The 22,011-nt window shown below is 62.0% G+C and carries 19 protein-coding genes; 5 read left to right on the top strand and 14 right to left on the bottom strand.

Going from position 1 to position 22,011, the window contains the following annotated elements:
• Positions 1-17 precede the first annotated feature (17 nt).
• A complete protein-coding gene (locus V7714_RS08580; protein WP_335709341.1) occupies positions 18-713 on the top strand; it encodes a 4'-phosphopantetheinyl transferase family protein in 696 nt (231 codons plus the stop codon).
• 188 nt (positions 714-901) lie between these two features.
• Here the strand turns inward: V7714_RS08580 and V7714_RS08575 are convergent, their stop codons facing one another.
• The 4 genes from V7714_RS08575 to dhbC form a co-directional block, all read right to left on the bottom strand.
• Positions 902-1,672 carry a 2,3-dihydro-2,3-dihydroxybenzoate dehydrogenase gene (locus tag V7714_RS08575; protein ID WP_335709340.1) on the bottom strand — a complete coding sequence of 257 codons (771 nt, stop codon included), beginning with the start codon at positions 1,670-1,672 and terminating at the stop codon, positions 902-904.
• Between the two features lie 2 nt (positions 1,673-1,674).
• Positions 1,675-2,544: an isochorismatase family protein gene (locus tag V7714_RS08570; RefSeq protein WP_335709339.1), complete on the bottom strand. Its 870-nt coding sequence runs from the start codon at positions 2,542-2,544 to the stop codon at positions 1,675-1,677.
• Between the two features lie 93 nt (positions 2,545-2,637).
• Positions 2,638-4,257 carry a (2,3-dihydroxybenzoyl)adenylate synthase gene (locus tag V7714_RS08565; protein WP_335709338.1) on the bottom strand — a complete coding sequence of 540 codons (1,620 nt, stop codon included), beginning with the start codon at positions 4,255-4,257 and terminating at the stop codon, positions 2,638-2,640.
• Positions 4,254-5,456: an isochorismate synthase DhbC gene (gene dhbC / locus V7714_RS08560; RefSeq protein WP_335709337.1), complete on the bottom strand. Its 1,203-nt coding sequence runs from the start codon at positions 5,454-5,456 to the stop codon at positions 4,254-4,256. Before dhbC ends, V7714_RS08565 begins: the two co-directional genes overlap by 4 nt.
• Before the next feature lie 418 nt (positions 5,457-5,874).
• Here dhbC and V7714_RS08555 point away from each other — a divergent pair, with 418 nt between their 5' ends.
• Positions 5,875-6,921 carry a 3-deoxy-7-phosphoheptulonate synthase gene (locus V7714_RS08555; protein WP_335709336.1) on the top strand — a complete coding sequence of 349 codons (1,047 nt, stop codon included), beginning with the start codon at positions 5,875-5,877 and terminating at the stop codon, positions 6,919-6,921.
• Positions 6,922-7,039: 118 nt separating this feature from the next.
• Here the strand turns inward: V7714_RS08555 and V7714_RS08550 are convergent, their stop codons facing one another.
• Positions 7,040-9,943: a beta strand repeat-containing protein gene (locus V7714_RS08550; protein ID WP_335709335.1), complete on the bottom strand. Its 2,904-nt coding sequence runs from the start codon at positions 9,941-9,943 to the stop codon at positions 7,040-7,042.
• A gap of 568 nt (positions 9,944-10,511) precedes the next feature.
• Between V7714_RS08550 and V7714_RS08545 the strand changes: the two genes are divergently transcribed.
• The 3 genes from V7714_RS08545 (at position 10,512) to V7714_RS20615 (ending at position 11,852) form a co-directional block, all read left to right on the top strand.
• Positions 10,512-10,901, top strand: coding sequence for a hypothetical protein (locus V7714_RS08545; protein WP_335709334.1), 390 nt, complete (start codon positions 10,512-10,514; stop codon positions 10,899-10,901).
• A gap of 12 nt (positions 10,902-10,913) precedes the next feature.
• Positions 10,914-11,312 carry a hypothetical protein gene (locus V7714_RS08540; RefSeq protein WP_335709333.1) on the top strand — a complete coding sequence of 133 codons (399 nt, stop codon included), beginning with the start codon at positions 10,914-10,916 and terminating at the stop codon, positions 11,310-11,312.
• 150 nt (positions 11,313-11,462) lie between these two features.
• Positions 11,463-11,852 carry a GFA family protein gene (locus V7714_RS20615; protein ID WP_290333639.1) on the top strand — a complete coding sequence of 130 codons (390 nt, stop codon included), beginning with the start codon at positions 11,463-11,465 and terminating at the stop codon, positions 11,850-11,852.
• Between the two features lie 389 nt (positions 11,853-12,241).
• Here V7714_RS20615 and V7714_RS08535 read toward each other — a convergent pair whose 3' ends face one another.
• From V7714_RS08535 to atpA, 9 genes are all read right to left on the bottom strand, one after another.
• The gene (locus V7714_RS08535) at positions 12,242-12,775 is read right to left on the bottom strand and encodes a CbrC family protein (protein ID WP_335709332.1); all 534 of its coding nucleotides are present in this window, start codon (positions 12,773-12,775) and stop codon (positions 12,242-12,244) included.
• A gap of 2 nt (positions 12,776-12,777) precedes the next feature.
• The gene (gene glmS, locus V7714_RS08530; RefSeq protein WP_335709331.1) at positions 12,778-14,601 is read right to left on the bottom strand and encodes a glutamine--fructose-6-phosphate transaminase (isomerizing); all 1,824 of its coding nucleotides are present in this window, start codon (positions 14,599-14,601) and stop codon (positions 12,778-12,780) included.
• A gap of 165 nt (positions 14,602-14,766) precedes the next feature.
• A complete protein-coding gene (locus tag V7714_RS08525; protein WP_335709330.1) occupies positions 14,767-15,537 on the bottom strand; it encodes an alpha/beta hydrolase in 771 nt (256 codons plus the stop codon).
• Positions 15,538-15,730: 193 nt separating this feature from the next.
• Entirely contained in the window at positions 15,731-17,098 is a 1,368-nt protein-coding gene (gene glmU, locus V7714_RS08520) for a bifunctional UDP-N-acetylglucosamine diphosphorylase/glucosamine-1-phosphate N-acetyltransferase GlmU (protein WP_335709329.1), read from the bottom strand.
• Positions 17,099-17,258: 160 nt separating this feature from the next.
• Entirely contained in the window at positions 17,259-17,570 is a 312-nt protein-coding gene (locus V7714_RS08515; RefSeq protein WP_335709328.1) for a peptidyl-tRNA hydrolase, read from the bottom strand.
• 102 nt (positions 17,571-17,672) lie between these two features.
• Positions 17,673-18,098 carry a F0F1 ATP synthase subunit epsilon gene (locus V7714_RS08510; protein ID WP_284195286.1) on the bottom strand — a complete coding sequence of 142 codons (426 nt, stop codon included), beginning with the start codon at positions 18,096-18,098 and terminating at the stop codon, positions 17,673-17,675.
• A 10-nt stretch (positions 18,099-18,108) separates the two neighbouring features.
• Positions 18,109-19,527 carry a F0F1 ATP synthase subunit beta gene (gene atpD / locus V7714_RS08505; protein ID WP_284195285.1) on the bottom strand — a complete coding sequence of 473 codons (1,419 nt, stop codon included), beginning with the start codon at positions 19,525-19,527 and terminating at the stop codon, positions 18,109-18,111.
• Positions 19,528-19,567: 40 nt separating this feature from the next.
• A complete protein-coding gene (atpG, locus tag V7714_RS08500; RefSeq protein WP_284195284.1) occupies positions 19,568-20,434 on the bottom strand; it encodes a F0F1 ATP synthase subunit gamma in 867 nt (288 codons plus the stop codon).
• Between the two features lie 28 nt (positions 20,435-20,462).
• Entirely contained in the window at positions 20,463-22,004 is a 1,542-nt protein-coding gene (atpA, locus tag V7714_RS08495; protein ID WP_284195283.1) for a F0F1 ATP synthase subunit alpha, read from the bottom strand.
• Positions 22,005-22,011: the final 7 nt, after the last annotated feature.

Below are 22,011 nucleotides of genomic sequence, written 5' to 3'. Positions count from 1 at the left end.
TGAACAGGAGGGCGTGAATGAGCTTGGATGGCGGGAGGGTGCAGTGTCGGCAACTGGATATCCAGCCGCTGGGTTTCAGCGGGGTGGCGGTCTGGCACCTGCTGCTGGATCTGGCAGCACCGCTCCCACCTGCCGCATGGGCCGAACTGAGCGAGGCCGAGCAGGCTGCCTGCCTGCGCTATCGGCAGCCTGCCGACCGCCTGCGTTATGCCATCACCCGCGCGACGCTACGGCAGTTGCTGGGCGTGTATCTGGATCAACCCGGTAGCAGCCTGCAGATACAAGCAGGCCCGCACGGCAAACCGGTGCTGCGGATGGCGGGCCCTCAGTTCAACGTCAGCCACGCGGGGCAACACGCCCTGATCGCGATTTCGGATACCCATCCGGTAGGCGTGGACGTGGAAGTGCACGGCACCCGGCACCCGCTGGCCCTGCTGGCGGAGGCCTATACCCCTATGGAACAGGCCTGCTGCCGAGCGGGGGAGGACGTGGCGGCATTCTTCGATATCTGGTGCGGCAAGGAGGCCTTGCTCAAGGCCTGGGGAGTCGGCGTGGCCGACCACCTGGCCAGCGTCACGGTGCTGCCACAAGCCGTGCCGGAATACCTGCTGCACTGGCATGACCAGCCTGCCCGTGCCATTCAGCTCAAGCGCCTCGACCTGGGTATGGCAGGCGTCAGCGCCGCCTTGGCGCTGGATATGAACCAGACCTAAAGGACTATCCCTTAAGGCTGCCTAGGCGTTTGCGTGATCGAGAATTGACGACGCTCCACGCGGAGGGGGAAGGACGCAATCAAGGGAGGGTCGCTGTTTGAGCTTAGCGAGCGGTAAGCACCAGGGCTCCCCTGGTGCCTGTGCAAGCCTTGACTACCCTTCTCCACCTGCAAACTCACACCAGGCCCTCAAGCATCCAGCGTCGCGCCGCCATCCACCCGCAGGTCGTGCAGCGTGATATGGCGGGCCCGGTCTGACGCCAGGTAACAGACCGCTTCAGCAATATCCTCTGGCTGTGCGATGCGCCCCAGGGGGATGCCGAGCCTGTAGCCTTCGGCCGAGCCGGCGATGATGGATTGCACGCTGTCCGGACTGGTCCATAGCTGGCGCTGCATATCGGTCTCGGTGGAGCCGGGCGACACGATATTGCAGCGTATGCCGTGCGGCGCCAGCTCCAGTGCCAGGCAGCGCAGCAGCTGTGCCGTTGCGGCCTTGGAGGCGGCATAGGCGGCCATGTTCAAGCGTGGTGTGCTGGCCGCATTGGAGCCGACAACCACGATGGCACCACGGCGGCGCGCCTGCATCCGTCCCGCCACGGCCCGGCAGAGCTGGAACACCGCAGTCGTGTTGACGGTGAACGTCTGCTGCCACTGTGCGTCAGTCGTGCCCTGCGTGCTGGCCAGATGCAGCACGCCGGCCACGCTGGCGAGCAGATCGATCTCGCCCAGCTCGCGCTCGGTTTGTGCCACGGCGGCGTCGATGGCAGCGGCATCGGTCAGGTCAACCGCCAGGGCCAGGTGGCCCTGGCCGGGTAGGGTGGCTGCCACGGTGGCAATGCGATCGGCCTGTCTATCCAGCACGGCCACGCGTGCGCCACGGCTTGCCAGCATGGTTGCCACCGCCAGCCCTATGCCCTGTGCCGCGCCGGTTACCAATGCAATCCTGCCCGCGAACTCCATGGCTAGCTGTCCTGCCGGCTGAGCAAGGCCCACCACTGCGCGATGGTGGGCTGCTCGGCCATTTCGGCGAAGCCGACCTGGGCCCCCGCCGCCCGCCAGCCTTCGACCAGGCTCATCAGGCGGATGGAGTCCAGCCCGGCGTGGATCAGGTTGTCGTCGGCATACAGATCCGACGGCTGCATCTGCAGCATCCTGGCCACCTCGGCCAGCAGCGCCGCCTGGTCGGCCGGCAGCTTGCCCTGGGGGCGGAGCGCTGCCAGCACCTCTTGGGTGCTGCGCACCGCACCACAGCGCCGCGAGACATAGGCCAGCGCGCCGGCGTGCTCCTCGGCCGAGAAATCGGCAACCGCATCGCCCACATAGATGGGGCGGATGTCGCGCATGAAGGCATCTGCGGCCGTCACCTGGCAGCCAATATGGGCATAGATGCCGCAGATGATCAGCTGGTCGCGGCCCTGCGCGCGCATACGCGATTCAAGGTCGCTGCGGGCAAATGCGCTGTAGCGCCATTTGGTCAGCACCACATCCTGCTCGCGCGGTGCCAGGGCGGCTACTACTGGGGCAAGCTGCGGCTGCGCGGTAATGCCCGGCCCCCACCATTCGGTCAGCAGGCCCCGTTCCTCGGGCGCTTGCTCACCCGGTTGGGCGGTGTACACCACCGGTATGCCCACCGCGTCGCAGGCCTGGCGTATTGCCTGGATATGGGCGATCAGCGAGGGTATGGGCGCCGCCGCGTTGTCGTAGAAATCGAGGAAATACTGCTGCATATCGTGGATCAGCAGCACAGCGCGGCTGGGTTCTGGCAGCCAATCCACCCGGTTTTCCGGCAGGGTGGTGGGCATGGGATAGGTGGCAATCCGGGGTATGGTCATTTTGTGTAAACAGGGCGATCGAAGAGGATGATGGGGAGCCGGTACCTACGCGCCACCCGGCGGGCGTGGCGCTGTCCTGCACCGGCTCATGGCTTAGCTGGTGGCCGCGATCAGCTCGGCAATCCGCTCGCGCAGCGCCCGCTTATTGACCTTGCCCACACCGGTCTTGGGAAACTCGGCCAGAAATTCGATGCGGTCGGGTATCTTGTACTGGGCAACACCGCGCTCGCGCAGAAAGCGCATCAGCTCGACAGGGCGCAGGGTTACGCCGCGCGTGACGATGAAGGCGCAGCTGCGCTCGCCCAGGTAGGCGTCTGGCATGGCAACCAGAGCGGCGTCGTGCACGGCCGGGTGGGCCAGTAGATGGTTCTCTACCTCTTCTGCCGCAACTTTGTCGCCGCCACGGTTGATCTGATCCTTGGCGCGGCCCTCCACCGTCAGGTGCCCGCTGGGTAGCCGGCGCACCAGGTCGCCGGTGCGGTAGTAGCCGTCGGCGGTGAATGCGCGTGCGTTGTGTTCATCGGCAAGGTAGTAGCCGCGTATGGTGTAGGGGCCACGGGTCAGCAGATGGCCCAGCTCGCCATCGGGCAGGTCACGATCCTCGTCGTCCACCACGCGGACTTCATCGTGCGGCGAGATGGCGCGGCCCTGGGTATGGTGCAGCAGCTCGTCGTTGTCCTCAGGCCGGGTGTAGTTGACCAGCCCTTCGGCCATACCGAAGACCTGCTGCAGGCGACAGCCCAGTTCCGGCAGCACGCGGCAGGCCACCTCGGCACCGAACTTGGCTCCGCCTACCTGTAGCAGCTTCAGTGTCCTCAGTTCCGGCCGGCGCTGCCGGGCCGATTCCAGCCACACCATGGCCAGCGGCGGCACCAGGGCGGTGATGGTCACGCCTTCCGTCCCGATCAGGGGGAATGCCTCATCGGGGCTGGGTCGACGCGCCAGCACGATGCGTCCGCCGGCATGCAGCACACCCAGGGTGCCGGGTGAGCTGAGCGGGAAGTTGTGCGCCACCGGCAGGGCGCACAGGTAGACGGCATCCTGGTCCAGCCCGCAGATATCGGCGCTGGCGCGTACGCTGTAGAGGTAGTCGTCATGGGTGCGCGGAATCAGCTTGGGCAGGCCCGTGCTGCCGCCAGATAGCTGGAGGAAGGCCACCTCGCCGGCCATGGGGCCGGCCAAGGGAATGGGTGTGTCGTGCAGGTCTGCCAGCGCGGTGAACTCGGCGGCATCGCCAACCACCACGACATGGCGCAAGGCCGGGACTTCTGCCTGCACTTCCCGCGCCAGCGTCCGGTAGTCAAAGCCACCGTCCATGTCGGCAATGACATAGGCCTTGGCATCGGCAAAGCGGCAGAAGTGGCTGACCTCTGCCCGGCGGTGCGCCGGCAGGGCGAAGACGGGCAGGGCGCCAAGGCGAAACAGGCCGAAGCAGACCGAGAAGAACTCGGCCACATTGGGTAGTTGCACCACCACACGATCCTGCGCACCTATGCCCAGGCGGGCGAAGCCAGCGGCCAATTGGTCTGCCCTCGCATCCAGTTCGGCATAGGACCACCGCCGTTTACCGCAGACGATGGCGATACGGTCGGGGTGTTCACCGGCCTTGCGTTGCAGCATGGCGCCCAGCGTTTCGCCAGTCCAGTAGCCCAACTCGCGGTAGTGCTGCGCGTCCTGCTCGGGCCAGGGGGTAAAACCGGTCAGATGGCTCATGCCGCTCCCTCCAGCACGCTCTCCAAGGCCATGGCACTGAGCATGGTGCGCAGCTTGGCGCTGGTCTCCGCCAGTTCCAGATGTGGCTCTGAGCCAGCCACGATACCGGCTCCGGCATAGAGCGTCGCAGTGTGCTCACCCACTTCGGCACAACGTATGGTGACGGCCCACTCGCCATCGCCGCTGGCATCGCACCAGCCCACCAGGCCGGTGAAGAAGCCACGGTCGAAGCCTTCTACCGTCTCGATGAATGAGCGCGCTGCCGCCGTGGGGTGGCCGCAGACGGCGGGGGTGGGATGCAAGGCCAGCGCCAGTTCCAGCGCGCTGCATGCCTCGTCTGCCAAGTCGCCGTGTATCTCGGTGGCCAGGTGCCACATGCTGGGCGTGGAGACCAGCGAGGGTCCGCTGGGTACATGTACCGCATCGCAATAGGGGCGCAGCGCGGCTACCACAGCATCGACCACCAACTGGTGCTCGTGCCTGTCCTTGGCTGAGCCGAACAGGTGCTCGGCGCGCCGTGCATCTTCTGCCGGGTCGCTGCTGCGGGGAATGGAGCCTGCCAGCGGGTGCGACACCACCTGCTTGCCACGGCGCGACAGCAGCAGCTCGGGGCTGGCGCCGACCAGCGTACGGCGCTCGCCGTCGGGTGCCGGCAGGTCGATGGCGAAGGTATAGCCGTTGGTATTGCGGTTGGCCAGGCGCTGTAGCAGTGAGGGCACGGCAATGTTCGCATCGACCTTGATCGAGCGCGATAGCACCACCTTGTCCAGCCCGCCCTCGTCTATCTGGCTCAGGGCCTGCGCCACATTGTCGCGGTATCGGTCGGGGTGGGGCAGTGCCTCACTGCTGATGTCGCGCAGGGTTTTGCTTTCCGCTTGGGTCGGCAGCCCGGCTTCACCGGCACCCCGCCCTTGCACGGTGCTCTCCGGGATGAACAGATGCGCCGGTGCCTGGGCATTGAACGGGATGGCACCCAGCAGGATGGGCTGTACCAAGCCTTCCGCCTGCGCCTGCCGCAGCAGCTGGGCAGCACGTTGTGCCAGGGTGTCGGCCGGGCCGTGCGTGAGCGTGGCATGGCGGCCCAGCGTCAGTACCGTGCGGCGTGGCGAGGTGAACAGCGAGCCGCCGTTGGGGTAGAGGCGGAGCAGGTCGGTGGCTTTGGGGGTAGTCAAGCCGGAATCGTGCTGGGATGGTTGCATAGTGGCTCCTCATGAAAGACCAATACCGCTGCTGCGGCTGGATATCAGCTGCGGCAGGCGTGCTTTGCGCCGGGCGGGATGGCTATTCTTGTTGGTGCCCGGTAGCGGAGCGATGGCGTCGCGGTGGCATGGTTTGCAACTGAGTACGCGAGCCAGGCGCCGGATAGGCGAAGCATCGTAACGGTAAAAAAATCTAAATGCAAATGAGATTGACTCTCATTATTTATAGCTGCATGATGCTTGCAAGAAACCCAGTGGGTCACGGGCGGGGTGCATACAGGTGCGGGCCTTGCGGCCTGTGCGAGGGCAGACAGGCAAGCCCCAGGCCCACGACCACGCGTATACCGGAGGAAGCATGACAACAGCCTTGACAGCAATGGGCCGGACGGGAGCGGTGTATCCGAGAGGGCCGGGCGGCATGCCCGATGCCGTCTTCGAGCAGGTGCCCGCACCGGCGGAGATGTATCGGCTGATGCCGGCGTCTGAGCGGGTTGCTGCGACCGTACAGGCCGGGCGGCAGGCGGTCCGCGACATCCTGGACCGCAAGGACGACCGCTTGCTGGTGGTGGTCGGGCCATGCTCCATCCACGATACCGAAGCAGGCCTGGACTATGCGCAGCGGCTGGCGGCCTTGGCCGACGAGCTCTCAGATACCCTGTATGTGGTGATGCGGGCGTATTTTGAGAAACCGCGTACCACGGTGGGCTGGAAGGGCTTGGTCAATGACCCGCATATGGATGACTCCTGCCGGATAGGCGAGGGTATGGCGCGCGCCCGGCAGTTTCTGCTGGCGGTCAATGCGCTGGGCCTGCCGGTTGCTACCGAGGCACTGGACCCGTTATCACCCCACTATTTGGGCGACCTGATCAGCTGGACGGCGATCGGTGCGCGCACTACCGAATCGCAGGTACACCGGGAGCTGTCATCGGGCCTGGCCACGCCCGTGGGGTTCAAGAACGGTACCGACGGCAGCGTCGAGACGGCCGTCAATGCCATCCTGTCGGCAGCCTGCCCCCATGCCTTCATGGGCATGGACCAGGAAGGCAGGCCGGCCATTGTCCGCACGCAGGGCAACCGTTACTGCCACTTGGTCATGCGCGGCGGCGGCGGGCGGCCCAACTACGATACGGTCAGCATCCACCTCGCCGAGAAGGCGCTTGAGAAGCACCATATCCCGACCAATATCATTGTCGACTGTGCCCACGCCAATTCCTGGAAGCAGCATGCCTTGCAGCCTGGTGTGCTGGCCGATGTGGTGAACCAGATACGCGAAGGCAGCCAATCGATCCGGGGGGTGATGATAGAAAGCTTTATCGAGGCGGGTAACCAGCCTATACCCGCCGACCTGGGCGATCTGCGCTATGGCTGCTCGGTGACGGATGCCTGCGTGAGCTGGCCGACCACCGAGAAGATATTGCGGCAGGCCGGCCAGCGGCTGGCCGGGCGGCGAGGCTGGCAAGCCTGATGCAAAGCTAGCGCCGGGCTGCGTGTGGGCGCAGCTTCTATAGGCCATCACTTATGTAAAAAGGCGCAACACCCATGCGAGTGTTGCGCCTTGAGACTAGCTGCTTGGGTAATACGGTTTACTCAACCGAGAACGACTGCGCGGTACCATCCTGATTGTTGATATAGAAGGTGTTACCGTCTTGCCACCAGGTATCGGTAGCATGGGCTTCCGGGGTGTTGATGAGCATGTAACCCGCACGCAGTGTGTAGTCGACATTCCCTATCTTGGTGGTAACGGCACCATCAACGCCAATGGTTGGCCCAGTTGCCCCTATGATGCCGCTGAGTGCAGCCGCCACAACATCAATGTTGGCAAATGCTGGGTAGAGCGTCTGCTGCATACTGCCATCGCCATGGATCAGATGGCCGGCACCGTCGTACGAGAAGCCATTCAGGCTGCTGGGTGTAGCAGTCCATGCCGGCCGGGCCACGTATTTCGCACCACCCAACGTTGCCTTGATCAAGCCGTTGGCCGTGATCATCCCGGTGGCCTGGCTATCCAGGCTCATGAGCTGCGTGGCGAAGCTGCTGGGGCTGACCAGGCTGGGGGCCAGCTCCACCATCGCGCCCTTCACCACAACACGCATCAGCCCATTGCTCTGCAGCCCGCTGGCTATGCCGGGCGCAACCCGTAGCGATCCAACAGGAACGCCGGCTATCCAGGTGCCGTCTGGTGCAGACATGGTCATGCCACCGATAACGCTATTGCTGCCGCGTGTGAGCTGGATACCAAGCTGCTGGCTCAGGTTGGTGATGATGCTGCTGCCCAGCGCCGACCCATTCAAGCGGGCAGGGGTGCCGTCTATGGACACCGGTATGCTCTCCAGCGTCATGCCGGCAGGGATGGCACTAAGGGTTTGTGCCACACCAGCGCCACCATCGGCAAGGATGATGCCTTGTTCATTCCCTTCGCTGTCATAAGTGATGGTTTCACCCGCGAACAGAAGCAAGGAGGACGACGACAGTATGTTGGCACGGCCGCTGGTCAACGCGCTTCTTACGCTTACCGCCGCGACATCGGAGAGGCACAGCGAGTAAGACAACAGGGCTCTCTGATAGGTCGATACGCTGGCGAAGTAATTAGTCCATGCACTGGACTTGCTCCCCGGCGGCGGTGAGACCGGTGCGGTTGGTCGTGCCCCGCAGTTACGGGGCGTGGTTACCGTGCCCGAATTCACCTTCACCGTCGTGCCGCCTCCAGTGATTGCCGATGCATTGATGGACGCACCGCCACTACCCGAAGTGAGAACCACTTGCGCAGGACTGCTGTCACCCACGGCCAGGAGAGAACCGCTACCGCCTATGGACAAAGACATGGTGCCGTTGGTAAGCGCCAACACATTCTGGCCGCTGCTGGAAGAAGGCTTCACACTCAGCACACCGCCACCGGAGTTGGTAGAGACCGCAATTGTTGAGCTAGTACCGCCCAGATTGAGGTTGACCGGCCTAGTGGAGGCATCGACGGTCAGGGTGCTGCCGCTGGCGCCGGTCGCCGACACATCTACCGTGCTACCCGCAGTCACTGTGACATTCGCCGATCCTGTCACTGTACCCGTACCGTCAATGGTGCCGGTGCCGCCAGTGATCGTGGTATTAGAAGCAGTCACCGTAACGGCTTGGGTGGCCGTCACAGCGGTGCTGCCATTCAAGGTTGCACCAATAATGCAGCTACCTGGGCTGACGGCGGTAATGGTGGCGGTGACGGTACCATCGGTCGTGCTGCGCGTTAGGCTGCCTACCGTGCAACTGGCGCTATTGCTGGTAATGGTGGCGCCGCTGGCACTGACATTGAACAGGCTGGTGCTACTGGCATCCTTCAGCGTCAGTATGGCCGACGTGGTGCCTGCCGTAATCAGGCTGGGGGTGCCGACGGTCAAGGTCGATTGGGCCGCCGTGGCGACGTCGACAGCGGCTGCTACGGAGGTAAAGGCGGTGCCGGGGGTGTTGGCGGTCAGCACCAGCGTACCGGTGTTCAGCGTAGGGGTCACCGTGGTGCTGGGTATGGCGGCGATGAGGCCGTTCACTACATCCGTGGCCGAGGTTGTGGTCGCCACAAAGGTATAGGTAGTGCCATTGAGCGTCACGGCAAACGTGTTGCCAGCCACGATGGATGACGGCGTCAGCGTATCAACCTGTGCCACGGCAGTCGCGTTGGTGCTCCCCGTCGCGCCCAGGGTCCAACCGGTGCCGGCACTCTTGGCCGTGAACACGATATCGCTGCCGGTGACGCTGGTGGTGTAGTCCTGCGCTGCATAGGCTACGCCGGGGTCGGCCTGGATGGCGGCATTCAGGCCGGTAGCCACATCGGCCGTGCTGGTGGTGGTGGCAGTAAAGCTGACTGTTCCCGACCCTGGCAGGGCAATGCTAAAGACATCCCCGATATCCACACTGCCGCCGATGGTCAGCGTGTCGATCTGGCTCTGCGCCGGTACGGCCGGCACATTCGCTTGTGTCTCCGCGCCGTCTATGGTCGCCGTCGATGAGTTTGTGGCTAGGCTGCCCGCATCGGTAGGGAAGGACATCGCAAACGACGTACCCGGTGTGGTGGCCGTGAAGGTCAAGGTACCTGTGGTGTTGTCAGTCACCTGGTAGGTGGTATTGCTGAGATAGTCGGCATGGGCAGTGATGAGCCCGTGGAGTTCCGTCGCCATACTGGCCGGAGTGTCTGTGGCGGCTACTGTGGTTGTAATGGTCGTCGCCGTGCCGGGCAGGGTAATGCTGAAGGTGTCGCCATCCGTAACCGTCCCATTGATGGTTACCGTTTCCACCTGAGCTTGTGCCATCATGCCGGCGTCATTCAGGGCGGTGGGCGTCAGCGTTAGCGTTTGCGTGACATTGGCGCCAACTGCGCGGTTTGGCGTGGTGGTCGTCTTGCTGAACATGGGTACAGCGAACACCGATGTGGACAGCATCATGACCAAGGCCAGGGTGAGCGGGCGCAGTCGCATACTGGGGGTTGGGCGGGTGTGCAGAGATCTCATGGGGAACTTAGCTCCATAATAAAAGTGTGGGCCGAAAACTGCTGTCACTTGCAACCGAACTATCCGCCAAGCCCGAACCCCGATGCGAAAACATCACGCCCATTGGGTACCGGCAACACGATGCCGAACCGAATAGACGCACCTGCCAAAGGCAAGCAGAAACGCGCCTCTAGCTGCATCGCTGACGGTCTACCTTACGCTAGCGACTAGCGCCGCAGACGCAAGAAAGTGGATATGGTCAAAAGCACGACACGCGCTGCGTGTGCATTGAGCTTAGTCGGCGATTATTGCAAGTAAAGGTGTTTGATGTGGGCAGCCCAACCTTGTGGACGCTGCGGCGCCAGCTGGAGCGGACGGCGCTGTTTAGTGCCGCGTGTTAGCAGCATGGTGCGCGTAGGCTTCGAATAGCGCATGCAGCCTACGTCAGGCCCACCCCTGCTTGCCACACTGGCGCTTTCGGCGCGGCAGCGGTTACCCTGCGTAGATTTCAAGCATCAACTGGTGCGGTGGCGCAATGACATACGCTTCACATGCCTCATGGTGCCTTCCATCAAGCGGAGTCAGTTCAGTGCCCATTCGTTCGATCAAGCGCCTGTTCTCGGTAGGCTTGCCGCGCATGGCAGTCGTCTCACCCACCGGTCTCGACACCTACCGAGACGGTGGATCACTGAGCGTGTCCTTTCTGGGCGGCAGCGGGACTGAACGCACCCTGCTTTTCCCGGTACACCTGGCTATCGATGGAGCAAAGAAGTTTGCGCGCGCCGGCTACTTACCGCAGCAGATGGAGGGGAACGTCCGAACGCCTCGCATCAGCCCTATCACTGGGCTGGAGAGCATGGACACCGCAAGGATGACTGAAGAAGTAACTTGGGAGGAAGCAAGGCGCATCCGCTGCGAACTGGCGCCATTGATGCCGCAAAGCAGCGGCAAGACGCGCTTCATATCACTCGTTCTTTGAGCCATTTACACCATGAAGACAAACCTACGTTCCAACTACCGATACAAGGTCGCGGCAGTCGCGCTTACTCTCTTCGCAAATAGTCTGGCTTTAGCCCAACCGCATCAAGACGACGAGTCTGAGCTGGTCGCAAAAGTAAGGGCAGACGGAACACTCTTTGGCTTTGCCCAAGCTTGCAAGTTGTCGACGGAAGAAATCAAGAACCTCTTCGATCTCAAGTTCGCTGCAACCCGTGAGCTAGCGCAAACTAAAGTGCCGCACTATACGCCCGAGCACTTCAAAGCGGACTTCAGAAGCGGCATTGAAACAGCAAAAGGCTTTGTCAGGTATGCGGATCCAGAATCCGATGCGTACAAGAGAAATTGCGAAGACATTCAACAGAAGGTCAAGTTGCTTCTGCAAAAAAAATGATCTGATTAGGTTTGCGATCACTGGCCACGGCGCCCAGTGCCTAGCCCTTTCATTGAGGGGGGGCGGCCAAGGTCTGGTGCCCTTTACGGCCCCTCATGTAAAACATTAGGCAGCACAGGACTATCCGCCCTACGTTACGAGGACAAAACCATGCTTGAAGGATCCTGCCTCTGTGGTGCCGCCCGCTGGACGTTTGAAGGTGAGCCCGATGGCGCCACAGCTTGCAATTGCACTGCGTGCCGACGATATGGCGTTCTCTGGGCGTATGACTACGAGAACGAAGGAATCAAGGTCTCGGGTACGACTTACCCGTTCTCGAGAGGCAACGCACTTGAGTTTCACTTTTGTCCCACCTGTGGCTGTGTGGCTTTCTGGCGGGGCAAGCACCTAGATGAACAAGGCCGCAGGAGAATCGCCGTCAACCTGCGATTGGCTGAACCTGTGGCCGTCGCCCACATTCCCATCGATCACTTCGACGGCCTGGATACATTCGATGACCTGCCTCGCGATGGTCGATGCGTCGCTGACTACTGGTTCTGAGGCGGCATTGGTGTGCGTGCGGCCTAACCCTTCCATCGAGAGGACGCTGCCCAGCCGTGTAACCGTTCAGTCCAGCGGACCGCCTACGGCGGCCGCTGAATTCAACGCTTAGCATTCACTCTATCCATAAGAAGGAGACAACCATGAGTTTTACGATCAACAAAGGCTGTTTCCGAATCGACGAAGGAATTCCCCAGGGAGATTCAGTGCGATTCACGGTAGATGGCTGCAGTCAATATCATTGACCTGAGCGTATGCCACCAAAAATAATTGGTGTGATTGTGCAATGTATTGATTTGCGACGATTTCCTTGTTCGTCAAGTCCGTTTGATGGGCATGTCTGCCGCCAGCTCAACACTTTCGGCTGGCTCAGGCGGCGCTGATCCTAATCACGAGCAGTCCCAGCCGAACAGGATCTGCCGACAATGGCGGCAAACGAACTTGTAGATCGCGGGGTCGCCACCTGGTGTGTAGCTGTCGGTGATCTGATGCCAGTCTTCGTCGTCCAGCTTGTACTCGGCCATCCAGGCTGCCTTCGTGTTCTCCGACACGTTGCAGATGTCCTCCCTGGAAGCATCGCCGTGGTACTCGCACGCGTCACCACAATGCACTAACCAGGAATCTTGCTGCCATGAGACGTAGCCTGGCGTTCGGCACGCGACCTCTTCTACGACATGCATCTGGATACCTGCAGCGATGAGCGGGTAGTCGTCGGCGAATGAGGCGTCAAACTTCGCTGAGGCGCTTCCGTCGGCGATGCACCAAGGACAGATGTCATCCAGATCTGCAGTTGAGTAAATCGATCCCGTATACATGAAGCCGCGATCTTGGCCGCAGCATTGGCAGGTACCGTCGCTCTCGACGACGGCACCTGTATCTATTGGGTTTGGGTGGTAGCGGAAAGACGGTAATTCGATGCTCATACCTACTCCACCGTCACCGATTTCGCCAAATTCCTCGGCTTATCGACGTCCGTCCCCTTGGCCAGTGCTGTGTGGTAAGCCAGTAGCTGCACCGGGATGGCGTGCAGGATGGGGGAGAGGACGCCGACGTGGCGGGGTGTGCGGATGACGTGGACGCCGTCGGATTCGCCGAAGTGGCTGTCCAGGTCGGCGAAGACGAACAGTTCGCCGCCACGGGCACGGACTTCCTGCATATTGGATTTCACTTTCTCCAGCAGGCTGTCGTTGGGGGCGATCACCACCACGGGCATGGCTTCGTCCACCAGGGCGAGGGGGCCGTGTTTGAGTTCGCCAGCGGCGTAGGCTTCTGCGTGGATGTAGGTGATTTCTTTGAGCTTGAGCGCGCCTTCCATGGCGATGGGGTAGTGCACGCCACGGCCCAGGTAGAGGGCGTGGTGCTTGGGTGAGAAGCGGTCGGCCCAGGGTTTGATCTGGGGTTCGAGGTTGAGGGCATGCTGTACGCTGCCGGGTAGCTGGCGCAGGGCGTCCAGGTGGTGGGCTTCGCTGTCGCTATTGAGCTTGCCGCCCAGCTTGGCTAGGGTGGCGGCCAGGGTGAACAGGGCGACCAGCTGGGTGGTGAAGGCCTTGGTGGAGGCCACGCCGATTTCGGCGCCGGCACGGGTGTAGAACACCAGGCGGCTGGCGCGGGGGATGGCGGATTCGCGTACGTTGCAGATGGACAGGCTGAGATCATGGCCCAGGGATTGGGCGTATTTCAGCGCTTCCATGGTGTCCAGCGTCTCGCCCGATTGCGAGATGGTGACGATGAGGTACTTGGGGTTGGCCACGGCTTCGCGGTAGCGATATTCGCTGGCGATTTCGACCGTGCAGGGCAGCTTGGCGATGCTCTCTATCCAGTACTTGGCGACGGAGCCGGCATAGAAGCTGGTGCCGCAGGCCAGGATCTGCACGCCTTCTACCTGGCGCAGCAGCTCGCCGTCGGCATCGCCAAACAGGGTGGGGCTGAAGCCTTCTTCCAGCACCTGTTCTATGGTGTCGGCCAGGGCCTTGGGCTGCTCGTGGATTTCCTTCTGCATGAAGTGGTTGTACGGGCCCAGTTCCAGCGAGGCCAGCGAGACATCGGAGAGGTGTACTGTACGCTCGGCGGCGGCGCCGGTCTTATCGAGTATGGTGACGCTGCTGGTGGTGAGGGCGGCGACGTCGCCTTCTTCCAGGAAAATGACGCGGCGGGTGGCGGACAAAACGGCCGAGACATCGGAGGCGATGAAATTCTCGGACTCGCCCAGGCCTATCAGCAGCGGGCAGCCCATGCGGGCGCAGACCAGCAGGTCGGGCTGGGTTTGCGACATCACGCCAATGGCGTAGGCGCCATGCAGTTCACGCACGGCTTGCTGCACGGCGGTGAACAGCTCGCCGGTCTGCTTCAAGTAGTGCTCGACCAGGTGGGCGATGACTTCGGTATCGGTCTGCGATTCGAACACATAGCCCAGGGCCTTGAGGCGTTCGCGCTGCTCGTCGTGGTTCTCGATGATGCCGTTGTGTACCACGGCCACACCGCCGGAGATATGCGGGTGGGCGTTGGGTTCGGTCACGCCGCCATGGGTGGCCCAGCGGGTGTGGCCTATGCCCAGCTTGCCGTGGGTGCCCTGGGCCTGTGCGGCGGATTCCATCTCGGCCACGCGGCCAACGCGGCGCACGCGCTCTATGCCGCCGTTGAGCACGGCGATGCCAGAGGAGTCGTAACCCCGGTATTCCAGCCGCTTCAGGCCGTCAATCAGATGGGCTACTACATCACGCTGCGCGATTGCGCCGACTATGCCGCACATAGGGTATCTCTCCGTGTGTTGGGTTGCTGCACTTGGGTCAGTGCCTGAGTCCGCCTGGGGCGGTTTCAGCGGGTGACTAGAAGTCTAGGCAAAGTCGCGCATGATGGGAGTATGTTTTCGTCATTGCAATATATGAAATGAATATGACGAAAGAATAACTCAGTGTCATTGGGGCATTCTTTCGCGTATCCAGGCTACGCCCAGCTCGGCCAGTTGTGGCAGGTGGTCGGCAAAGTTGTGGCGCGCGCCTTCGATTACGGTGTGACGGGAGCCGGTGGGCAGCAGGTGCAGCCCTTGGCGGTTGCCGGCCAGCAGGGCGCACTCCTCGGCATCGTCAGGATGGTTGCCGTTGATGATGAGTACGGGGCAGGGCAGGTCGTGCAGCAGGGCGGCTTGTTCGAACTCGACAAAGTCACGCAGCATCTGGGCTTCGACCACCTGGGTCTGGCGGCGGCAGCCGGGGGCGGCTTCGATAGTCATGCGGCCGGTGGCGGCCAGTTCTGCCAGTTCTTCGGCGCTGTAGTAGTCGGGCCAATGGTAGTGCATGGGGGTGGTGCCCGCGCCACTCAGCACCATGGTGGTGGCCCATAACGGTTTTGCCATCAGGCATAGCCGCGCGCCCAGGCTGTGGCCCCACAGGGCAATGCGCTGATAACCCATGGCCCTGGCCTGGTCCACGGCGGCGTGGACATCCTGCGCCAGCTTGTCGGCACGCAGGCTGTCGTCGTCGCTATCGCCACAACCGGCAAAATCAAAGGCCAAGGCAGCATAGCCGTGCTGGTTGAGCTGCGCGGCAATATAGGGAAAGCGGCCAGCCCAGCGCTTGTGGCTGGTGTAGCCGTGGGCCATGACCACCACGGTGTCGGTCTGGGCCGGGTAGTGGTCGGCCACCAGGCGTAGGCCGCGACGGTTGGGAAATGTGATTTGCTCGACCATGCCTTGCTCCATGGGGATAGGTACTAACAACCAGGCAAATAAAAACGGCCGCTCTGGGAGCGGCCGCGTGATGAGGGGTAGAGATGCGCGCGTGCGACCGCTAGGCAGGTGGGGCCGAGGGGCTAGGGTATTGGCACGGGTGGCGCATGGTCTGGTTCATGGGTTTATCTTGCCTTCGTAGGCGTGGCCTTGTCTATTTGTTCTTGCTTGGTCGTTTCCAGCCAGGCAGGGATTTCTGCCCGCGTGCACGGCAGATGGTTAGGGCGTCGGCGGGGGCATCCAGGGTGATGGTGGAGCCTGCGGCGATATAGGCACGCTCGGCGATGGTGACCGGTGCCACCAACTGGGTGTCGGTGCCGATAAAGGCATCGTCGCCTATGGTGGTGACGAATTTGTTGGCGCCATCGTAGTTGCAGGTGATAACACCGGCCGAGACATTGACCCGCTCACCGATGACGGCATCGCCCAGGTAGGCCAGATGCCCGGCCTTGGTGCCACTGCCCAGCCTAGCCTTCTTGAGCTCCACGAAGTTGCCTATATGCACCTTCTCGCCCAACACCGAATCGGGCCGGATGCGGGCAAAGGGGCCGATGTCCGAGCCGGCGCCGACCGTGCTGTCCTCGATCACCGTATTGGCTTTGACGATGACGCCATTCCCCAGGGTGACGTTCTTGAGATAGACATTGGGGCCGAGTTTGACGCCATCACCCAGGCGTATTTGCCCTTCCAGCACGACATTGATATCGATCTCCACATCCTGGCCGTGGCTGATGGTGCCGCGCAGGTCGAAACGGGCAGGGTCGATCAAGGTGACGCCAGCGGCCAGCAGCTTGTCGGCCTGCTGCCTTTGGTAAACCCGTTCCAGCTCGGCCAGCTGGCGCTTGTCATTGACGCCGGCTGCCTCCCAGGCGTCGGCCGCAACTAGGCCGGCGACTTCCACACCATGGGCTACGGCCATGGCGATGACATCGGTCAGGTAGTACTCGCCCTGAGCATTGGCGTTTTTGAGTTGTGGCAGCCATTCGCGCAGGCGGGCCAGCGGCGCGGCGATAAAGCCGGTGTTGATCTCGCGTATGGCCAGCTGGGCTGGGCTGGCGTCCTTCTGCTCGACGATGCTGACCACCTGGCCGGCCTCGTTGCGCACAATGCGGCCATAGCCGCTGGGGTTGTCCATGATGGCGGTGAGCACGGCCAGCTTGTCGCTACCCGCCGTGTCCAGCAGGCCTTGCAGGGTGGCCGGCGTGATCAGCGGGCAGTCGCCGTACAGAATGAGGGCCACGCCCTCGCTGCACTCCGGCAGCGCCTGGGCCACCGCATGGCCGGTTCCCAGCTGCTGGGCCTGGTGCGCCCAGCGTACATCGACCTGGCCATGAAAGGCCGCCTGCACCTGCTCGCCACCATGGCCATACACCACCACCAAGCGCTCGGCCGCCAAGGCCCTGCCGGCATCCAGCACATGGCCCAGCATGGGTTTGCCGGCCAAGGGTTGCAATACCTTGGGCAGCCTGGAGTTCATGCGCTTGCCTTGGCCGGCAGCGAGGATGATGACATTAAGGGACATGGTGTGCGGTCCGGCGGTGGATGGGAGGGGAGATTATCGCGGGCTTGGGGGGAAAGCGGAATCCCCGCCGCTGCGATAGATAGGCGGCTACATCGTAGGTCGAACCAGCTGTTTGTGGCGTCTTGGTCTGGTAGGGGCTGCCCAAGCGCTGATGGCGTGCCTAATCCCGATACAGCTTGAGAAAGCGGAACATCTTGGGCCAGGCCTCTGCCTCGCGAGGCTTGAAGACGATGGCGACTTCGCGGCCATCGAGGGCGGACTCGGTCAGGACAACGTGGTCGGCCACGGCCTTGGCGTTCTCGAATTCCTTGGCGTTGACCTTGCAGACGGCCTTGAAGAAGGGGCCGTCCAGCCACTGGGCAACTTCCGGCGTGTCCTTGTAAGCCAGATAGCCGGCCAAGGAGGCATGGGCGACGGCGACCATGGCAAAGCCCAGGGGGATATCGTCGCGGACCAGGATGTACATTTTCATAAAGGGCACTGCTGTTGATGGCGGCCCATTACGGTAAACCATGCCAAAGCAAAAGGGCAACCCATGGGGTTGCCCTTTTGCTTGGTACTGCTAAGCCACGGGTCAGGCGCGATTGCGGAGTTTCTTGATCGCGGCCAGCTGGGCGACGGCTTGCGCCAGTTCGGCTTGCGCCGAGGCGTAATCCATCGAACCCGAGCGGTTGGCCAGGGCTTCTTCGGCCAGTTTCTTGGCTTCCAACGCTTTCGCCTCATCGAGGTCGCTACCGCGGATAGCGGTGTCGGCAAGTACCGTCACCACATGCGGTTGCACTTCGAGGATGCCGCCGGATACATAGACCAGCACTTCCTCGTCGTTGCTGTTGGCGACCTTGATGCGCAGCGCGCCCGCTTTGATACGGGTGAGCAGCGGAGCGTGGCGCGGCAGCACGCCGATTTCGCCCATCTCGCCGGGGGCGGCCAGGAATTCGGCCGTACCCGAGTAGATCTGCTCTTCAGCGCTGACTACGTCCACATGCATGGTCATGGCCATTTCCTACCCCTTATTGCAGGGTCTTGGCTTTTTCGACAGCTTCGTCGATGCCGCCGACCATATAGAAGGCCTGCTCCGGCAGGTGATCGTACTCACCGTTCAGAATGCCACGGAAGCCACGCAGGGTTTCCTTCAGGGACACGTACTTGCCAGGTGCGCCGGTGAACACTTCGGCGACGTGGAAGGGCTGCGACAGGAAACGCTGGATCTTACGGGCGCGAGCCACGACCAGCTTGTCTTCCGGCGACAGTTCATCCATACCCAGAATCGCGATGATGTCGCGCAGTTCCTTGTAGCGCTGCAGCGTTTGTTGCACGCCACGGGCTACTTGGTAATGCTCTTCACCAACCACTTGCGGGTCCAGCTGACGCGAGGTCGAGTCGAGCGGATCCACGGCGGGGTAGATACCCAGCGAGGCGATATCACGCGACAGCACGACGGTTGCGTCCAAGTGGGCGAAGGTCGTGGCAGGCGACGGGTCGGTCAAGTCATCGGCAGGCACGTAAACGGCCTGGATGGAGGTGATCGAACCGGTCTTGGTCGAGGTGATACGCTCTTGCAGGCGGCCCATTTCGTCGGCCAGGGTGGGCTGGTAGCCCACGGCGGACGGCATACGGCCCAGCAGCGCGGATACTTCGGTACCAGCCAGGGTGTAGCGGTAGATGTTATCCACGAAGAACAGCACGTCACGGCCCTTGCCGTTTTCGTCCTTCTCGTCGCGGAAGTACTCGGCCATGGTCAGACCGGTCAGCGCTGCGCGCAGACGGTTGCCGGGAGGCTCGTTCATCTGGCCGTAAACCATGGCCACTTTCGATTCGGCCAGGTTGTCCAGCTTGATCACGCCCGAGTCGGCCATTTCGTGATAGAAGTCGTTACCTTCACGAGTCCGCTCGCCCACACCGGCAAACACCGACAGACCCGAGTGAGCCTTGGCGATGTTGTTGATGAGTTCCAGCATGTTCACGGTCTTGCCCACACCGGCGCCACCGAACAGACCCACCTTGCCGCCCTTGGCGAACGGGCAGATCAGGTCGATCACCTTGATACCGGTTTCCAGCAGGTCCACCGAGCTCGACAGTTCGTCGAACTTGGGGGCCTTGCGGTGGATGGACCAACGCTCTTCAGCGACCACGGGACCGACTTCATCCACGGGGTTGCCCAGCACGTCCATGATACGGCCCAGCGTGGCCTTGCCGACCGGCACCGAAATCGGGTTGCCGGTGTTCAGCACAGCCTGGCCACGCTTCACGCCATCGGTCGAACCCATGGCGATTGCACGGACCACGCCATCACCCAGCTGCTGCTGAACTTCCAGCGTCAGTTCGGGGTTGGCCAGCGTCAGCGCGTCAAATACCTTCGGCATGGCGTCGCGTGGGAATTCCACGTCAACCACCGGGCCAATGATTTGCACGATTTTACCTTGGCTCATCGTTGCATTCCTTAATGTTAAATACTGTTCCGCGCTGCGATCAAACCGCTGCTGCACCGGCGACGATTTCCGACAGTTCCTTGGTGATGGCTGCCTGACGGGTCTTGTTGTAGACCAGCTTGAGCTCATCAATCACCGTTCCGGCGTTGTCGGATGCGGCCTTCATGGCCACCATCCGGGCGCTTTGTTCGGAAGCGATGTTCTCGGACACTGCCTGGTACACCAGCGCCTCGATATAGCGAACCAACAGATCGTCAATCACCACTTCCGGCGCCGGTTCGTAGATGTACTCGAACGGGTGGTCGCTGACCGGTTTCATGCGGTCGGCCGGTACCGGCAGGAGCTGTTCCATCACCGGTTCCTGCTTCATCGTGTTGATGAAGCGGGTGTAGACGATATGCAGTTCGTCGATCTGGCCGGCCTGGTATGCATCGAGCATGACCTTGACCGGGCCGATCAGTTTGTCGAGGTGCGGCGTATCACCGAGTTGCACAACGTGCGAGACCACACGGCCGCCAGTACGCTGCATGAAGCCAAAGCCTTTATTACCGATGGCAGTGACATCGACATCGATGCCGGCCTGTTGCCAGGCCTTCATCTGGTTGACTGCGGTACGCAACACGTTGGTGTTGAGGCCGCCGCACAGACCCTTGTCGGTGGTTACCACGATAATGCCGACGCGCTTCACTTGCGCACGCTTGGTCAGGAAGGGGTGAGCGTAGTCCAGCAGGGCTTGGGCCAGGTGGGCGGTCACATTACGGATTTTTTCACCGTAAGGACGAGCCGCCTTCATCCGGGCTTGGGCCTTGCGCATCTTGGATGCGGCTACCATTTCCATGGCGCGGGTGATCTTGCGCGTGTTCTGCACGCTCTTGATCTTGTTGCGAATTTCTTTGCCGCCTGCCATGACTTGACCTTTCTATCGTTAGATCAAATCAGAAAGCGCCGTTGGCCTTGAACGACTTGATGGCTTCCGCCAGCTTCTTGTCGTTGTCGCCAGACAGCTCACCCTTGCCGTCCATCTCAGCGATGATATCGGCGTGGTTGGCTTTGACGTAGGCATACAGGGCAGCTTCGAAAGCCAGTGCCTTTTCAACCGGCACGTCATCGGCCAGGCCTTTTTCCACTGCGTACAGGGTCACGGACAGCTGCGACACCTTGAACGGAGCGTATTGGCCTTGCTTCAGCAGTTCGGTCACCAGACGGCCGCGATCCAGCTGCTTGCGGGTCGCTTCGTCGAGGTCGGAGGCGAACTGGGCGAAAGCGGCGAGTTCACGGTACTGGGCCAGGGCGGTACGGATACCACCGGCGAGCTTCTTGACGACCTTGGTCTGGGCTGCACCACCGACGCGCGACACCGAGATACCGGCGTTGATGGCGGGGCGGATACCAGCGTTGAACAGGTCTGATTCCAGGAAGATCTGGCCGTCGGTAATCGAGATCACGTTGGTCGGCACGAAGGCGGAGACGTCACCAGCCTGGGTTTCGATGATAGGCAGGGCGGTCAGCGAACCGGTCTTGCCCTTCACGGCGCCATTGGTGATCTTCTCGATGTAGTCTTCGTTGACGCGCGATGCACGTTCCAGCAGACGCGAGTGGATGTAGAACACATCGCCTGGGTAGGCTTCGCGGCCCGGCGGACGACGCAGCAGCAGCGAGATCTGACGGTAAGCCACGGCTTGCTTGGACAAGTCGTCGTATACGATCAGGGCATCTTCACCGATGTCGCGGAAGTATTCGCCCATGGCGCAACCTGCGTACGGCGACAGGTATTGCATGGCGGCCGATTCGGAGGCCGAGGCGGCTACAACGATGGTGTGATCCAGGGCGCCGTGCTCTTCCAGCTTGCGTACCACGTTGGCGATCGACGAAGCCTTCTGGCCGATAGCAACATAGATACAGGTAACGCCGTTACCCTTCTGGTTGATGATGGCATCCAGGGCCACGGCGGTCTTGCCGGTCTGGCGGTCACCAATGATCAGTTCGCGCTGGCCACGGCCGACGGGCACCATGGCGTCAATCGCCTTGATACCGGTTTGCAGCGGTTGCGACACGGACTGACGGGCGATAACGCCAGGGGCGATCTTTTCGATCGGGCTGGACAGCTTGGCGTTGATCGGGCCCTTGCCGTCGATGGGCTGACCCAGGGCGTTGACCACACGGCCACGCAGCTCGGGACCAACCGGCACTTCCAGAATGCGACCGGTACACTTGACTTCCGTACCTTCGGAAATGTGTTCGTAGTCGCCCAGAACCACGGCGCCGACCGAGTCGCGCTCCAGGTTCAGTGCCAGGCCAAAGGTGTTGCCCACGAATTCGAGCATTTCGCCCTGCATGACGTCAGACAGGCCGTGCACACGGACGATGCCGTCGGACACCGAAATCACGGTGCCGGTGGTGCGGCTTTCTGTGCCAGCGGACAGGTTCTGAATCTTGCTCTTGATCAGGTCGCTGATCTCGGACGGATTCAATTGCATTGTTTGC

Origin of the sequence: Chitinimonas sp. JJ19, assembly GCF_036961565.1 — a bacterium.
In the GTDB taxonomy this organism is placed as follows: domain Bacteria; phylum Pseudomonadota; class Gammaproteobacteria; order Burkholderiales; family Chitinimonadaceae; genus Chitinimonas.
The sequence above is the reverse complement of the archived record's forward strand: the minus strand, read 5'-3'. Positions and strand labels throughout refer to the sequence as shown.

Bases quoted from the DNA above. Each gene is read 5' to 3' on its own strand.
- V7714_RS08580 (WP_335709341.1), top strand. From the start codon at position 18: ATGAGCTTGGATGGCGGGAGGGTGCAGTGTCGGCAACTGGATATCCAG.
- V7714_RS08575 (WP_335709340.1), bottom strand. From the start codon at position 1,672: ATGGAGTTCGCGGGCAGGATTGCATTGGTAACCGGCGCGGCACAGGGC.
- V7714_RS08570 (WP_335709339.1), bottom strand. From the start codon at position 2,544: ATGACCATACCCCGGATTGCCACCTATCCCATGCCCACCACCCTGCCG.
- V7714_RS08565 (WP_335709338.1), bottom strand. From the start codon at position 4,257: ATGAGCCATCTGACCGGTTTTACCCCCTGGCCCGAGCAGGACGCGCAG.
- dhbC (WP_335709337.1), bottom strand. From the start codon at position 5,456: ATGCAACCATCCCAGCACGATTCCGGCTTGACTACCCCCAAAGCCACC.
- V7714_RS08555 (WP_335709336.1), top strand. From the start codon at position 5,875: ATGCCCGATGCCGTCTTCGAGCAGGTGCCCGCACCGGCGGAGATGTAT.
- V7714_RS08550 (WP_335709335.1), bottom strand. From the start codon at position 9,943: ATGAGATCTCTGCACACCCGCCCAACCCCCAGTATGCGACTGCGCCCG.
- V7714_RS08540 (WP_335709333.1), top strand. From the start codon at position 10,914: ATGAAGACAAACCTACGTTCCAACTACCGATACAAGGTCGCGGCAGTC.
- V7714_RS20615 (WP_290333639.1), top strand. From the start codon at position 11,463: ATGCTTGAAGGATCCTGCCTCTGTGGTGCCGCCCGCTGGACGTTTGAA.
- V7714_RS08535 (WP_335709332.1), bottom strand. From the start codon at position 12,775: ATGAGCATCGAATTACCGTCTTTCCGCTACCACCCAAACCCAATAGAT.
- glmS (WP_335709331.1), bottom strand. From the start codon at position 14,601: ATGTGCGGCATAGTCGGCGCAATCGCGCAGCGTGATGTAGTAGCCCAT.
- V7714_RS08525 (WP_335709330.1), bottom strand. From the start codon at position 15,537: ATGGTCGAGCAAATCACATTTCCCAACCGTCGCGGCCTACGCCTGGTG.
- glmU (WP_335709329.1), bottom strand. From the start codon at position 17,098: ATGTCCCTTAATGTCATCATCCTCGCTGCCGGCCAAGGCAAGCGCATG.
- V7714_RS08515 (WP_335709328.1), bottom strand. From the start codon at position 17,570: ATGAAAATGTACATCCTGGTCCGCGACGATATCCCCCTGGGCTTTGCC.
- V7714_RS08510 (WP_284195286.1), bottom strand. From the start codon at position 18,098: ATGGCCATGACCATGCATGTGGACGTAGTCAGCGCTGAAGAGCAGATC.
- atpD (WP_284195285.1), bottom strand. From the start codon at position 19,527: ATGAGCCAAGGTAAAATCGTGCAAATCATTGGCCCGGTGGTTGACGTG.
- atpG (WP_284195284.1), bottom strand. From the start codon at position 20,434: ATGGCAGGCGGCAAAGAAATTCGCAACAAGATCAAGAGCGTGCAGAAC.
- atpA (WP_284195283.1), bottom strand. From the start codon at position 22,004: ATGCAATTGAATCCGTCCGAGATCAGCGACCTGATCAAGAGCAAGATT.